Source organism: Rhodococcus sp. PSi06 (assembly GCF_054960675.1).
In genome coordinates this window covers 151830-164322 of sequence record NZ_JBHNYO010000012.1, presented here as the reverse complement: position 1 = coordinate 164322, position 12493 = coordinate 151830, and the positions used below count along the sequence as shown (strand labels likewise).

General features: G+C 65.9%; 14 protein-coding genes. 10 read left to right on the top strand and 4 right to left on the bottom strand.

Translation table 11 applies throughout. The annotated features are described in order from the left end of the window. The first annotated feature begins 7 nt into the window (after positions 1-7). The 4 genes from ACFI9K_RS17120 (at position 8) to ACFI9K_RS17105 (ending at position 2595) form a co-directional block, all read left to right on the top strand. A complete protein-coding gene (locus ACFI9K_RS17120; protein ID WP_222093855.1) occupies positions 8-289 on the top strand; it encodes a metal-sensitive transcriptional regulator in 282 nt (93 codons plus the stop codon). Positions 290-309: 20 nt separating this feature from the next. Continuing rightward, on the top strand, positions 310-513 hold the full coding sequence (locus ACFI9K_RS17115; RefSeq protein WP_462664604.1) for a heavy-metal-associated domain-containing protein: 204 nt from the start codon (positions 310-312) through the stop codon (positions 511-513). 82 nt (positions 514-595) lie between these two features. Then, a complete protein-coding gene (locus ACFI9K_RS17110; RefSeq protein WP_462664603.1) occupies positions 596-1801 on the top strand; it encodes a PQQ-dependent sugar dehydrogenase in 1206 nt (401 codons plus the stop codon). After that, positions 1801-2595: a cyclase family protein gene (locus ACFI9K_RS17105; RefSeq protein WP_462664602.1), complete on the top strand. Its 795-nt coding sequence runs from the start codon at positions 1801-1803 to the stop codon at positions 2593-2595. Before ACFI9K_RS17110 ends, ACFI9K_RS17105 begins: the two co-directional genes overlap by 1 nt. Positions 2596-2647: 52 nt before the next feature. Here the strand turns inward: ACFI9K_RS17105 and ACFI9K_RS17100 are convergent, their stop codons facing one another. From ACFI9K_RS17100 to ACFI9K_RS17090, 3 genes are read right to left on the bottom strand one after another with little or no spacing between them, the layout of a single operon-like run. Next, a complete protein-coding gene (locus ACFI9K_RS17100; RefSeq protein ID WP_462664601.1) occupies positions 2648-4615 on the bottom strand; it encodes an acyl-CoA dehydrogenase family protein in 1968 nt (655 codons plus the stop codon). A 43-nt stretch (positions 4616-4658) separates the two neighbouring features. Then, the gene (locus tag ACFI9K_RS17095) at positions 4659-4865 is read right to left on the bottom strand and encodes an inositol 2-dehydrogenase (protein WP_462664600.1); all 207 of its coding nucleotides are present in this window, start codon (positions 4863-4865) and stop codon (positions 4659-4661) included. Positions 4866-4911: 46 nt separating this feature from the next. Beyond that, complete coding sequence (locus ACFI9K_RS17090; protein WP_462664599.1) at positions 4912-6264, bottom strand: serine hydrolase; 1353 nt, start codon at positions 6262-6264, stop codon at positions 4912-4914. A 104-nt stretch (positions 6265-6368) separates the two neighbouring features. On the opposite strand from ACFI9K_RS17090, the gene ACFI9K_RS17085 reads away from it, so the two are divergent. The 4 genes from ACFI9K_RS17085 to ACFI9K_RS17070 are packed head-to-tail and all read left to right on the top strand — an operon-like array spanning position 6369 to position 10052. Next, positions 6369-7640 carry an adenosylmethionine--8-amino-7-oxononanoate transaminase gene (locus ACFI9K_RS17085; RefSeq protein WP_462664633.1) on the top strand — a complete coding sequence of 424 codons (1272 nt, stop codon included), beginning with the start codon at positions 6369-6371 and terminating at the stop codon, positions 7638-7640. Between the two features lie 25 nt (positions 7641-7665). Further along, entirely contained in the window at positions 7666-8814 is a 1149-nt protein-coding gene (locus ACFI9K_RS17080) for an 8-amino-7-oxononanoate synthase (protein WP_462664598.1), read from the top strand. Beyond that, on the top strand, positions 8811-9500 hold the full coding sequence (bioD, locus tag ACFI9K_RS17075) for a dethiobiotin synthase (RefSeq protein ID WP_462664597.1): 690 nt from the start codon (positions 8811-8813) through the stop codon (positions 9498-9500). Before ACFI9K_RS17080 ends, bioD begins: the two co-directional genes overlap by 4 nt. 54 nt (positions 9501-9554) lie before the next feature. Further along, entirely contained in the window at positions 9555-10052 is a 498-nt protein-coding gene (locus ACFI9K_RS17070; RefSeq protein ID WP_462664596.1) for a hypothetical protein, read from the top strand. Here the strand turns inward: ACFI9K_RS17070 and ACFI9K_RS17065 are convergent. Continuing rightward, a complete protein-coding gene (locus tag ACFI9K_RS17065) occupies positions 10049-10570 on the bottom strand; it encodes a pyridoxamine 5'-phosphate oxidase family protein (RefSeq protein ID WP_462664595.1) in 522 nt (173 codons plus the stop codon). The two genes, ACFI9K_RS17070 and ACFI9K_RS17065, sit on opposite strands and share 4 nt — an antisense overlap. Before the next feature lie 119 nt (positions 10571-10689). Here ACFI9K_RS17065 and ACFI9K_RS17060 point away from each other — a divergent pair, with 119 nt between their 5' ends. Next, complete coding sequence (locus ACFI9K_RS17060) at positions 10690-11094, top strand: DUF1707 SHOCT-like domain-containing protein (protein WP_462664594.1); 405 nt, start codon at positions 10690-10692, stop codon at positions 11092-11094. A 60-nt stretch (positions 11095-11154) separates the two neighbouring features. After that, entirely contained in the window at positions 11155-12483 is a 1329-nt protein-coding gene (gene hemL, locus ACFI9K_RS17055; RefSeq protein ID WP_462664632.1) for a glutamate-1-semialdehyde 2,1-aminomutase, read from the top strand. The last annotated feature ends 10 nt before the right edge of the window (positions 12484-12493 follow it).

The window sequence follows — 12493 nt, the reverse complement described above, 5'->3', positions numbered from 1 at the left end:
GGTTGCTATGAGCAGCTACAGCGTCGAGCAGGAAGACCTGCTGAAGCGATTGCGTCGTATCGAGGGTCAGGTGGCCGGGATATCCCGGATGGTCGCCGACGACCGCTACTGCATCGACGTTCTCACCCAGGTCTCGGCGGCAACCAAAGCGCTGCAGTCGGTGTCGTTGAAGCTGCTCGATGCTCACCTCGCCGGCTGCGTGGTGGAGGCCGCGAGGCAGGGCGGGCCCGAAGCAGACGCGAAAGTGAAAGAAGCGTCCGAGGCCATCGCGCGCCTCGTGCGCTCCTGACGACAGAAGGAGGGTCGACGATGCAGACGACATATTCGGTCGAGGGCATGACGTGCGCGCATTGTGCTGCGTCGGTGAAGGAAGAAGTGTCCGAGATCGCCGGGGTCACCGGCGTCGATGTGGACGTGGACGCCGGTTCGGTTGTGGTGAGCAGTGATTCGGTGCTCGAGACCGCGACGGTGGACGCCGCGATCACCGAAGCCGGGTACCGACTCGCTTCGTGAAGTCGGGTCGGTGATTCGGATAGCGAGAAAACGGTGATACGGGAGAAAACGGACCATCCGTAGTCGCCGTCAGGAGTTGCTCGTGAAGCTGGTGTCCACAGTCGGAATCGTTGCGGTGAGCGCGTGCGTGCTTGCGGGGTGTTCATCGGGCGAGGCAACGCAACAGGCCGATGCGCCGAATGCGGGTGCGCAGGACACCTCCACGGTCGGCACCGTCCCGTCGCCGTCGGACACCGCCGATCCCGGTTCGCTGCCGTCGCTCTCGGTGACCACCGTGCTCGACGGCCTCGACAAGCCGTGGGACGTCGTGATGGCACCCGACGGCACCGTGCTGACCGGCGAACGGTCCGGCCGATTCGTCGTCCGCGACGCTGCCGGAGAAGTACGCGATCTCGCTGCCGACATGGGTGATCTGTACGCCTCCGGCGAGACCGGGCTCATGGGCCTGGCACTGGCCACGGATTTTGCTGCGTCGAGAACGATCTATTCCTGCCAGGGTGTGCGCGCGGACGCGGGAAACCACATCGCAGTGATGTCGTGGACCGTCGATCCGGGGTGGACTCGGCTCTCGCGCACCGGCACGCTGATCGACGACATCCCGGTCGCCGACGGCGGGCGGCACGGCGGCTGCCGCATCCTGGCCCACCCGGACGGCACCCTGTACATCGGCACCGGGGACACCGCGAGCCCCACTGTTCCCCAGGATCGAAACTCGTTGGGCGGCAAGGTGTTACACGTCACCGCAGACGGTACGGCCGCAGCGGACGCGCCGGATCGCATCTTCACGCTCGGTCATCGCAACGTGCAGGGCCTGGCGATTCGTCCCGGCACCGGTCAGCTCTACGAGGTGGAGCAGGGCACGAGCCGCGACGACGAGCTCAATCTGCTCGAGCCGGGCGGCAACTACGGGTACCGCCCTGATCGACGGTCGTCGGTGTACGACGAATCCGTGCCCATGACAGACCCCGACCGGGTTCCGGGTGCCCTCCCGGCGGTCTGGAGTTCCGGGGATCCGACCATCGCAACCCCCGACGTCACGTTCATCGACGGTGAGCAATGGGGCTCGTGGAACGGTGCCGCGGTGATCTCGAGTCAGCAGGGGGAGAAGCTCGTGTTCCTCAAGCTGTCCGACGACGGAACCGAGTACGTCGACGAGGCGGTCGCGCTGGAGGGCAAGTACGGCCGGCTGCGTTCGCTCACCAGCTTCGGTAACGACGGCGCGTTCCTGCTCACCACCGACAATGGCTCCGGCGACAAGGTTCTGCTGGTCACCCCCGCTGCCCGCTGATGTGTGGCCCCGAAGTCGTCGAGACGGTTCACCGCCGAATAGGACGCAGGGCATTGTTCGGATCTCTGGGCGCGGCTGCGCTCACGGTCGCCGCGAGCGGGGCGGTGCGCGCTGAGCCCGTTGTCGCCGCCGCTGTTCCGGCCGGCCGACTTGTCGATCTGACGCATACCCTGAGCTCAGCGTTTCCGGTATGGCCGGGCAACGAACCGTTCTCGATGCGCCCGGTCGCGGCCTACGAGTTCGGCGGATTCCTGGTGAACAAGCTCTCGTACTGGGAGCACACCGGCACGCACATCGATGCCCCTGCACACCGTGTTCGCGGCGGGGCTACTGCCGACGTTCTGCCCCTCGAAGATCTGATCGCCCCGCTCGTCGTCCTGGACATATCGGCGCGGGCCGACGTAGATCCGGAAGCGGTGGTGACACCCGAGGACATCGACCTGTGGGAGCGCGAACACGGCCGGATACCCGATCGAGCGTTGGTAGCGATGCACAGTCGGTGGCAAACCCGACTCGCCGAGCGTGCCGCGCCCGGGTTCGGTGCCGACGCGGCACAGATGCTGGTGAACGACCGCAACATCGTCGGAGTGGGGGTCGACACACTGAGCCTCGACCGAATGAACGACCGCGAATACCCTGCGCACACAGCCGTTCTCGGGGCAGGCCGGTACGGCATCGAAGCGCTGGCCAATCTCGATTCCGTACCCCCGGCAGGGGCGACGGTCGTCGTCGGCGCGCCCAAGCACGCCGGCGCGACCGGAGGCCCCTGCCGAGTTTTCGCGATAGTCCCCTAGCGGATCCGGTTCCCTAGCGAATTCGTTACTCCCGCTTGGGTCCCGTCACGCGTCAGTGCGCGTGACTGGGGTTGGCAGCGGGCTCCTCCTCGGTTCCCGCTCCCGGCTCGCCGAGCATCGCCGCGCCGACCAATGCGTCGGGCACTCCGAAGCCGTCGACGAGCAATTCTGCGTGCGGACGCAAGGTGCGGCACCGCTCGTTGATGGCGCGGGTGACGGCCTTGGACCGCTCGGTGGACAGGTACCGATGTTCGATGAACCAGGCCTTGTCCTTCTCGATCACCGAGAGCGCATACAGGTCGCAGACCTCGTGCAGCAGTTCCTTGGTGTCCGAGTCCTCACACGATTCGATGCCGGCGATGAAGGCCTCGAAGATGATGCGATCGATGTGGGCGCTCGCGGCGTGCAGCACGTGATCCTGCACCGCATTGAACGCCTCGAACGGGCTGGTCTCCTTGGACTTGGACTGCAACCGGCGCGCGACCGTGGAGAGCAGGTACTCCTCGCGATCCTCGAACATCTTGACCTGGGTACCGCGGTTGAACAGCGAGCCCTCTTCCTCGTTGTCCTGGCGACGGTCCAGGATGGTCTGCATGATCGCCTGTGCTGCAGTGCGCTTGACCACGCGATCACCGACCATGTCGGCGGCGAACTTGACCCATTCGACCGGGCTCATGGACTTGACGTCGTCTGCGTACGCGGTGAGCAGTTCCTTGGCCACCAACTGGGTGAGCACGTGGTTGTCGCCCTCGAACGTGGTGAACACATCGGTGTCGGCCTTGAGTGAAATGAGCCGGTTCTCGGCGAGGTAACCCGCGCCGCCGCACGCTTCGCGAGCTTCCTGAATCGCGGCAGTCGCATGCCAGGTGTTCGCCGCCTTGAGGCCGGCCGCGCGTGCCTCTAGTTCGCGCTGCTCCTCGGCGTCGGGGCTGTCCGCAGTCTGCAACTCGTGCATCTTCGACACGAGTTCGTTCTGGGCGAACTGCAGTGCGTAGGACTTGGCGATGAGCGGGAACAGTCGACGCTGATGAACCAGGTAGTCCATGATGAGGACCTCCTGATCGGAATCGGGGGCCGCGAACTGCCGGCGCTGCAACGCGTATCGCGTCGCGATGTCGAGGGCGACCCGCGCCGCTGCCGCGGCACTGCCGCCGACCGTGACACGGCCCCGGATCAAGGTGCCGAGCATCGTGAAGAACCGTCGAGACTTGTTCTCGATGGGGGAGGAGTACGTACCGTCGTCGGACACATCTGCGTACTTGTTGAGCAGGTTGTCTCGCGGGATGCGGACGTGATCGAACATCAGGCGGCCGTTGTCGACACCAGGGAGACCACCCTTGTACTGGCAGTCCGAGGTGGTGACACCGGGGAGGTCGTCACCGTTCTCGTCGCGCAGCGGAACGAAGAAGCAATGCACGCCGTGGCTCTCGGGCTCCTCGCCCGGGCCTGCGGTGATCAGCTGTGCGAAAACAGCAGCTACGGTCGCGGTTTCAGCCGCACCGCCGATGTAGTCCTTACGCGAGGACGGCGTCGGGGAGTTGATGACGAACTCGTCCGTCTTCGGGTCGTACGTCGCAGTCGTCTCGAGCGACTGCACGTCGCTGCCGTGGCCGGTCTCGGTCATCGCGAAACAGCCGAGCAGTTCCAGGTTGATGATCTTGGGAACGTAGGCCTCGTGGTGGCGCTCGGTGCCGAGATTCTCGATGGCACCGCCGAACAGCCCCCACTGGACGCCGGCCTTGACCATCAGCGACAGGTCGCTCATCGCGAGCATCTCGATCATCGTCACCGCGGCTCCGACGTCGCCGGTGCCGCCGTGTTCCTTCTTGAAGCCGTTGTCGGCTGCACCGGCAGCGGCGAGCAACTTCATCTGCTCCATCGCTTTGGTGCGGGCGATGACGGTGTTCGGCGTGTAGTGCGGTCGGAACTCTTCACGTGCGAGTTGCTGACGCGCTTGGTTCTTCACATCTCGCCAGCGGCCGTCCAATGTGTTCCGAAGGTGATCCGTTGTGGTTGCCATACTCGACGGTAACCTTTTGCCGCGGCGCGTGAGGGCCGGAAGGTCAGACCGGCCAGACGAATTCTTTGAACACCGCTCTGCAGGTACGCCAGAAGCCCGTTTTCGCGTACGGACCGTCGTGGAAGAGCGACGCGCAGTTGTCCTCGAGAGCCCTGCTGATCAGGGGGCTGAAATTGGTGAATTCGCTGACCAGGAACTCTTTGAAGCCCGACGGCCACGCATTCTGGGCTGGTTCGTGTTGTGCCTCCACGACGGCGAGTGTAATGCAGCAGTAACACAGATGTTACAAATCACACTCACTTCAGGAGCGCGAATGCCTCCTGGGCAACCAGGAACGCGAAGCTGGACGGGATCAGGTCTATCGCTCCGTCGGACTGAAATTGTTCGGTGACGATCCAGTCCTGACCGGACGCGTCGGTGGCCAGGAAAACGCCGGCCAAGTCGCCGGGTGCATTGCCGCCCTTGAAACCGGAGTAGGGCCAGAGCGCAGTGTCGAGCTGCACGCCCGGAGTGATCGCCAGAATGCGACGGTTCTCCTCCGCTGCCGAACTCGAGGCCAGGTACCCCATCGCCGCACAGACGTCCTGCGCGTTGGCGAACCACTCGACGCCGTCGGCCGACGCCGGATTGTCGAGGAAGTTGTCCAGGTCGATCTCGAGCGGACGCGCGTCTGCGCGCGCGAGCAGGTCGGCCCGACCGTCCGGATCTGCGCCGGACCATTCGGTGCGCATGTTCGGATCACCGAATCCGATGACGAAGAATTGACGGGTGTCCATCATCGGCATCATGACCGACGGGTCGTGATGTCCCATGACCTCCAGTTGGCGCTCGACGCGGTCGCGGCCCAGGCGTTCCATCAACAGATCCGTTGCAGTGTTGTCGGACAACGAGATCATCTTCTCGGCCGCCTCGCGAACGGATACCTCGGTACCGTCGGGCAGATTCTGCAGTTCACCCGACGGCGCGCTCTTGGTCGCGTCGCGGATGGTGAGCTGCTCGTCCCACCGGACCGTGCCCGCGTCGATCTCGTCGGTCAGCGCGCCGAGGACGTACAACTTGAACACCGACCCCAACGGCAGCACTGCGTCCGCGTTGGTGGAGTAGACGGCCTCGCAGTCGCCACCGTTGAGCCGAGACGCGCTGTAGGAGTATCTGGGTGCCACCTTCGACAACGCACCGTCGAGGTCGTCGAACGACGAGATATCCGGGGTCTCGGGTGCGGCCAGGAATCCGTTGAGCTTCCCGTCGGTACCGAGTGAGGTGGAAATCGTGGCCGGGATGCCGCCGGTGGTGAAACTGAGCACTCCGCCCGCCGGACCGGCCTGGAAACCCGTCGCCACGTTCGGAGCACCCGCCCTGAGCTGTTCGAGTGGTGTGGCGAGTCCGCCCAACGGGGCCACCGCCTGGGCCAACTCGGGGCCGACGACGGAGTCCACCTCGGCGGGATCCGGTGCGTTCTCGCCGTTGATCCAGCGCAGAATCCGGTCGTTGAGCGCACCGAGTGGCGTGGTGGTGTCGACGGCGTAGGTCGGTGCCGCGGTGGTGCTCGTGGGCGACGGTGCCTCGGCTGCACCCCCGCAGGCAGAGAGCGTCAGGGTTGCCACGAGGGCGGCGCCTGCGATTCTCGTCGTGGTGCGCGGCATCGTCATGATGCGATGCTAACGGATTCGGACATTTCGCCTACGAGGGTGAGGGACTTCGAGGGTGAGCGGATCGGTAGCGCCGGATTGCTGTGGCAGGGTGCTCAGGCGTGCTGACTCCCGGGGACGTTCGTCGAATCGATTCCGATCACCTGTGGCACCCCTACAGCCGGTTTCCTGCGACCGGGACACCGCTGGTGGTGGAGAGTGCGTCCGGAGTTCGGCTGAGCCTTGCCGACGGCCGGCAGCTGATCGACGGAATGAGTTCGTGGTGGGCGGCGGTGCACGGCTATCGCCACCCGGTGCTCGACGCCGCCGCGCACGATCAACTGGGTCGGATGAGCCACGTGATGTTCGGCGGCCTGACGCACGCGCCGGCAGCGAGATTGGCGGAGCTGCTGGTCGAGATCACACCCGCCGGGCTCGACAAGGTGTTCCTCGCCGATTCCGGATCGGTCTCGGTGGAAGTGGCCGTGAAGATGGCTCTGCAGTACTGGCGTGCCCGCGGTGAGCGGGGGCGCACCCGGTTGTTGACCTGGAGAGGCGGCTATCACGGCGACACGTTCGCGCCGATGAGCGTATGTGATCCGGATGGCGGGATGCACACGCTCTGGACGGATGTGCTCGCGCAGCAGGTGTTCGCACCGGCCCCACCCGCGGCGTTCGACGCCTCCTACGTCGCCGAGTTCGAGCAGGTGCTGTCGGCGCACGCGAACGAGTTGGCAGCGATCATCGTCGAGCCGATCGTGCAGGGTGCGGGCGGTATGCGATTTCACGACGCGCGATACCTGGTGGAATTGCGCCGTCTGGCCGACGAGCACGGCGTACTACTGATCTTCGACGAGATCGCCACCGGTTTCGGCCGGACCGGGGAGTTGTTCGCCGCCGATCATGCCGGTGTTGCGCCGGACATCATGTGCGTCGGCAAGGCCTTGACCGGCGGATATCTGACCCTGGCGGCGACGCTGTGCACCACCGAGGTGGCCGAGACGGTCTCGGGCGGCGAGGCGGGTGGGTTGATGCACGGGCCGACGTTCATGGGCAATCCACTCGCGTGCGCTGTTGCGGTGGCCTCGGTGGAGTTGCTTCTCTCGCGCGATTGGCGCGCCGAGGTGGCGAACGTGGCGTCGGGTCTGACCGAGGGGCTCGCACCTGCCCGTTCGCTGCCCGGTGTTGCCGACGTCCGGGTTCTCGGCGGCATCGGGGTGATCGAGCTGCAGACCCCGGTGGACATGGCACGAGCCACTGCTGCAGCCGTCGACGCAGGGGTGTGGCTGCGGCCGTTCGGTCGTCTCGTCTACGCGATGCCGCCGTACATCTGCATCGACGAGGACGTGGCGGCCATCGCCGAGGCCATGCTGGCGGTGACCCGAAACCATTCTTGAACGGTGTTCAAGTATGGTCGCTGCCATGACCGCACTGGAGTGGCTCGACGCCGCGGCGCGCAACCGACGCGCGGCAGGGCTCGAGCGCGTCGTCGTCGCACGCACGGCCCAGGACACAGTCCTCGACCTGGCGTCGAACGACTATCTCGGTCTGGCCCGACATCCGGCTGTGATCGACGGGGCCTGCGCTGCCGTGCGGCGTTGGGGTGGCGGATCCACCGGATCTCGGCTGGTCACCGGCACGACTGTGGATCACGAGCGGCTGGAGGAGGAGCTCGCGGATTTCGTCGGAGCCGAGGCCGGGCTGGTGTTCTCCTCCGGCTACGTCGCCAATCTCGGCGTCGTGACCGCGCTGGCGGGACGCGACGCGCTGGTGATTTCCGACGCTGCGTCGCACGCATCGTTGATCGACGCCTGTCGGCTTTCCCGGGCCCGGGTGGCCGTCGCGCAACATTGCGATCCCGAGCACGTCGACCGGCTGCTGCGCGAGCGCACCGAGACGCGGGCTCTGGTGCTGACCGACTCGGTGTTCAGCGCCGACGGCGATCTCGCACCGTTGTCCGAGCTCTACGCGGTGTGCAGGCGACGGGGCGCCGTGCTCGTCGTCGACGAAGCGCACGGGCTGGGTGTGTGCGGGGACGGTGGACGCGGTGCCGTCCACGAAGCCGGACTGGCCGGCGCACCCGACCTGGTGATCACTGCGACGCTGTCCAAAGCACTCGGATCGCAGGGTGGCGTCGTACTCGGCCCGGCTGCGGTTCGCGGTGAAGTGCTGCACAGCGCGCGCACGTTCGTGTTCGACACCGGGCTCGCGCCGGCATCGGTGGGCGCAGCGTCGGCCGCACTGGACATCGTGCGCATCGAACCCGAGCGGGTGGCTGCGATCGGGCGGCGGGCAGGGGAATTGGCGTCGGCTGCCGGAGTGCGACCGACGGCGTCGGCGGTGGTCCCGGTGATGTTCGGCGACGCCGAGCGCGCCGTCCGCGCGGCCCGGGACTGTCTGAACCTCGGCGTGCGCGTCGGCTGCTTTCGGCCGCCGTCGGTTCCTCCGAATGCGTCGCGGCTCCGGTTGACCGCGCGCGCCGATCTCACCGACGCCGATATCGACCGTGCCGCGTCCGTTCTGGCGACAGTGCTGGCTGCTCGAGCGTCGAATACGGCGGTGCTGGGATGACGGTTCTGCTCGTCACCGGAACGTCGACCGGCGTCGGCAAGACCGTGGTGACCGCGGCGCTCGCGTCCGCAACCCGGGCGCACGGACGGACGGTGGCCGTGTGCAAACCGGCGCAGACCGGAGTGGGTGACAGCTGCGCGGACGAGTCGGATATCGCTGCGGTGCAGCGTCTTTCGGGAGTTCGCGGAATCGAGTTGGCCCGGTACCCCGAGCCGCTCGCGCCCGATGTCGCGGCTCGCCGATCGGGTCGGCCGATGCTCGAACTCGACGTCGTCGTGGACGCGGTGCGTGTGTTGGACAGGGCCCACGACCTCGTCCTGGTCGAGGGTGCGGGCGGAGTAGCGGTGCGCCTGGGTGCCGGAGGACTCACCGCGCTCGACATCGCCGGTGCCGTCGGGGCGTCGGTTCTGATCGTGGCGGGAGCAGAGTTGGGGACGCTCAATCACAGCGCGCTGACCGTCGCCGCTGTGCGTGCAGCGGACGTGGTGTGTTCCGGCCTGGTCATCGGGTCCTGGCCGGAGGAACCCGGTCTGGCGGCGCGGGTCAACCTGGAGGAGTTGCCGCTCGTGACAGGGGTCGAGTTGACCGCCTGTGTGCCGGAGGGAGTGGGCACGTACGACAGGGCCGAGTTCGCGAATCTTGCCCGCACACTGTTCGGGGAGTTTACCGCTTCATTACTCGGGTAATCGATCCCGATCGTCTGCCGCCTCGGCATTCGAAACAGATCGGGAGTTCCCAATATGAGTACCGCAGTGTGGATCATCGTTGCAGTAGTCGTCGTAATAGTGGTCGTTGCCGTCGCCCTGGTAGTGGCGCGCAAAGGCAAGGATCGAAAGAGGCTGGAAGCCAACGACATTCGCGAAAAGGCCGCCGATCAGGCAGCCGTCGCAGAAGAACGCGAACTGCAGGCCCGCGAAAGCGAGGCCAAAGCACGTCGCGCGCAGGCAGAGGCGGACGTCAAAGCCGCCGAGGCAGAGAAGCTCGCGCAGCAGGCCCAGTCTCACCAGGGAGTTGCAGCGGCATCGCGCGACGAAGTGAATTCACAATTCGAGCGCGCCAACGAGATCGATCCGGATGTGAAGGTCGGCCGAAAGATGACCGGTGACCGGAACGTGGGTGACGACCGGAACGCGACTGTCGATCGGGATGCCGGTCGCGACTGGACCGAGGCTGGAGACCCTGCCGTGACCGGTAACCCGGACGTGCCCCCGACGGCCGCCCGGCACGAGCGGAACTAGCTCGTCGAGGTCTGCGGTAGTTCCAGTTCGACGACCTCGTGCTCGCCGAGGTCGGGTCGCTCGTTGGTGATCTTGGCCTTGGCGTAGGCCATCAGGTTGGAAACCTTCGATCCGGGAGTCGACCAGTACTCCGCACCTTCGGCGGCCACGTGAATGAGCGCCACCTCACGGGAATCGGGGTTCTTCTCGAACCACGTGGCCGCCCGGGTGTTCCACAGTTCCTCGGCTTTCGTCTTGTTCTCGACGACGGCGGCGGTGCCGGACAGTGACACCCACCCCTCGCCGGATTGGAACGAGACGTTGACCGTCGGATTCGCCGCTATGTCGGCCACCTTGCGAGATTCGTGGGCGGCCAAGAACCACAGGTCGCCGTCGAACTCGGCTTCCTGCAGGGCCATCGGGCGCGAGATGAGGTGACCGTCTCGGCCGACTGTGGTGAACATGCAGAGGCCGGCTTCGGACATCAATTCGGCGACCTTCGAGACGCCGTCGGTGTTGGAGCTGTCGATATCAGTCATCGAAATGAACTACCCGGTGTGAAGCTCACCCAACCGTTAAGGTGACAAAACGGACATGGGTGCTCGGGAGGTCGCGGATGGGGAAGAAACCCGACAGGAACGATCGGTTGGACCTACGCGTGAGCAACAGTGAACGTGAGGTTGTCGTCAACACCCTGGGTCTCGCGATGAGCGAGGGCCGGTTGACCTTGGTCGAGTACGAACAACGACTCGACGCGGTATGGGCGTCGACGACTCGCGCAGACCTGGCCGAGGTCGTCCACGACCTGCCGGACGTCGAAGAACCGACGGGTGACCCGTCGACAGCGGTGGAAGCCGCCCGTACGAAGCGAGAATGGCGCGAGTATCTGGACGAATGGCGCTGGTGGTTCGGCGGTGCCGTCGTCATGAACGGAATCTGGGCAGTGCAATGGATCTCGGACGGAGAGCCGAATTCGTATTGGCCGCTGTGGCCCCTCTCGATCTGGGGCATCATCCTGATCGCGATGGTATTCATGCCCGAGGACAAGTCCGACAACGACTGAGACGGCAGTGCGGGCGCATTATTACGCCCTGTAGTTGGTGATTTCGCCGAACCTGGGACACTGGAGGTCGTGACTGCTCCTGACGGCAACGACGCCCCCGTATCGGCCCAACTGTTCGCTCGCGCCAGCACGGTGATTCCAGGTGGCGTGAACTCGCCCGTGCGGGCCTTCGCGTCGGTCGGCGGAACGCCTCGCTTCATCACCCAGGCCAGCGGATACACGATGACCGACGCCGACGGGAAGTCCTACGTCGACCTCATCTCGTCCTGGGGTCCGATGATCCACGGACACGCCCACCCGGCCATCGTCGAGGCAGTCCAGAAGGCAGCCTCCACCGGTCTGTCCTTCGGTGCCCCCACCGAGCGCGAAATCGAACTCGCCGAGGAAATCGTCCGCCGAGTCGGCCCCGTCGACCAGGTTCGGCTTGTGAATTCGGGCACAGAGGCCACGATGAGCGCGGTGCGTCTGGCGCGCGGCTTCACCGGTCGCACCAAGATCCTCAAATTCTCCGGCTGCTATCACGGTCACGTCGATGCGTTGCTCGCCGACGCGGGCTCGGGGCTGGCCACCTTCGGCCTGCCGACCTCACCCGGAGTGACGGGCGCTCAGGCGTCCGACACGATCGTGGTTCCCTACAACGACCTCGATGCCGTCACCGCCGCCTTCGACGCCAACCCCGACCAGATCGCGTGCATCATCACCGAGGCGGCGGCAGGCAACATGGGGGCGATTCCGCCGGTCACCGGCTTCAACGATGGCCTGCGCAGGCTTGCGACCGAGCGCGGCGCACTGCTGATCATGGACGAGGTGATGACCGGATTCCGCGTCAGCGCGGCCGGTTGGTACGGCATCGACGGTGTCGCGGGTGACCTCTACACCTTCGGCAAGGTCATGTCCGGAGGTTTGCCCGCCGCCGCGTTCGGTGGCCGAGCAGACATCATGGCGTACCTCGCACCGGCGGGACCGGTGTACCAGGCAGGCACCCTCAGCGGTAACCCAGTCGCCGTCGCGGCCGGCCTGACCAGCTTGAAACTGGCCGACGCAGCCGTCTACGAGAAACTCCAGAACAACTCGCAGCGACTCGGAACACTGCTCGGCGACGCCCTCACCGCCGAAGGCGTCAACCACCACGTGCAGTTCGCGGGCACTATGGTGAGTGTGTTCTTCGCCGATGGACCCGTCACCGATTACGCGCAGGCCAAGGCCGCCCAGACGTGGCGTTACCCGGCGTTCTTCCACGCGTTCCTCTCCCGCGGGGTGTACCCGCCGCCGAGTGCGTTCGAGGCGTGGTTCGTCTCCGCAGCTCTCGACGATCGAGCCTTCGAGATCATCGCCGACGCGGCTCCCGCGGCCGCGAAGGCCGCCGCGGCCGCCACCGCACCTCAGTGACGTCTGCATC

What these genes read in the sequence shown, in the direction of transcription:
- ACFI9K_RS17120 (WP_222093855.1), top strand. Translation starts at nt 8, where the DNA reads ATGAGCAGCTACAGCGTCGAGCAGGAAGACCTGCTGAAGCGATTGCGT.
- ACFI9K_RS17115 (WP_462664604.1), top strand. Translation starts at nt 310, where the DNA reads ATGCAGACGACATATTCGGTCGAGGGCATGACGTGCGCGCATTGTGCT.
- ACFI9K_RS17105 (WP_462664602.1), top strand. Translation starts at nt 1,801, where the DNA reads ATGTGTGGCCCCGAAGTCGTCGAGACGGTTCACCGCCGAATAGGACGC.
- ACFI9K_RS17100 (WP_462664601.1), bottom strand. Translation starts at nt 4,615, where the DNA reads ATGGCAACCACAACGGATCACCTTCGGAACACATTGGACGGCCGCTGG.
- ACFI9K_RS17090 (WP_462664599.1), bottom strand. Translation starts at nt 6,264, where the DNA reads ATGACGATGCCGCGCACCACGACGAGAATCGCAGGCGCCGCCCTCGTG.
- ACFI9K_RS17080 (WP_462664598.1), top strand. Translation starts at nt 7,666, where the DNA reads ATGACCGCACTGGAGTGGCTCGACGCCGCGGCGCGCAACCGACGCGCG.
- bioD (WP_462664597.1), top strand. Translation starts at nt 8,811, where the DNA reads ATGACGGTTCTGCTCGTCACCGGAACGTCGACCGGCGTCGGCAAGACC.
- ACFI9K_RS17070 (WP_462664596.1), top strand. Translation starts at nt 9,555, where the DNA reads ATGAGTACCGCAGTGTGGATCATCGTTGCAGTAGTCGTCGTAATAGTG.
- ACFI9K_RS17065 (WP_462664595.1), bottom strand. Translation starts at nt 10,570, where the DNA reads ATGACTGATATCGACAGCTCCAACACCGACGGCGTCTCGAAGGTCGCC.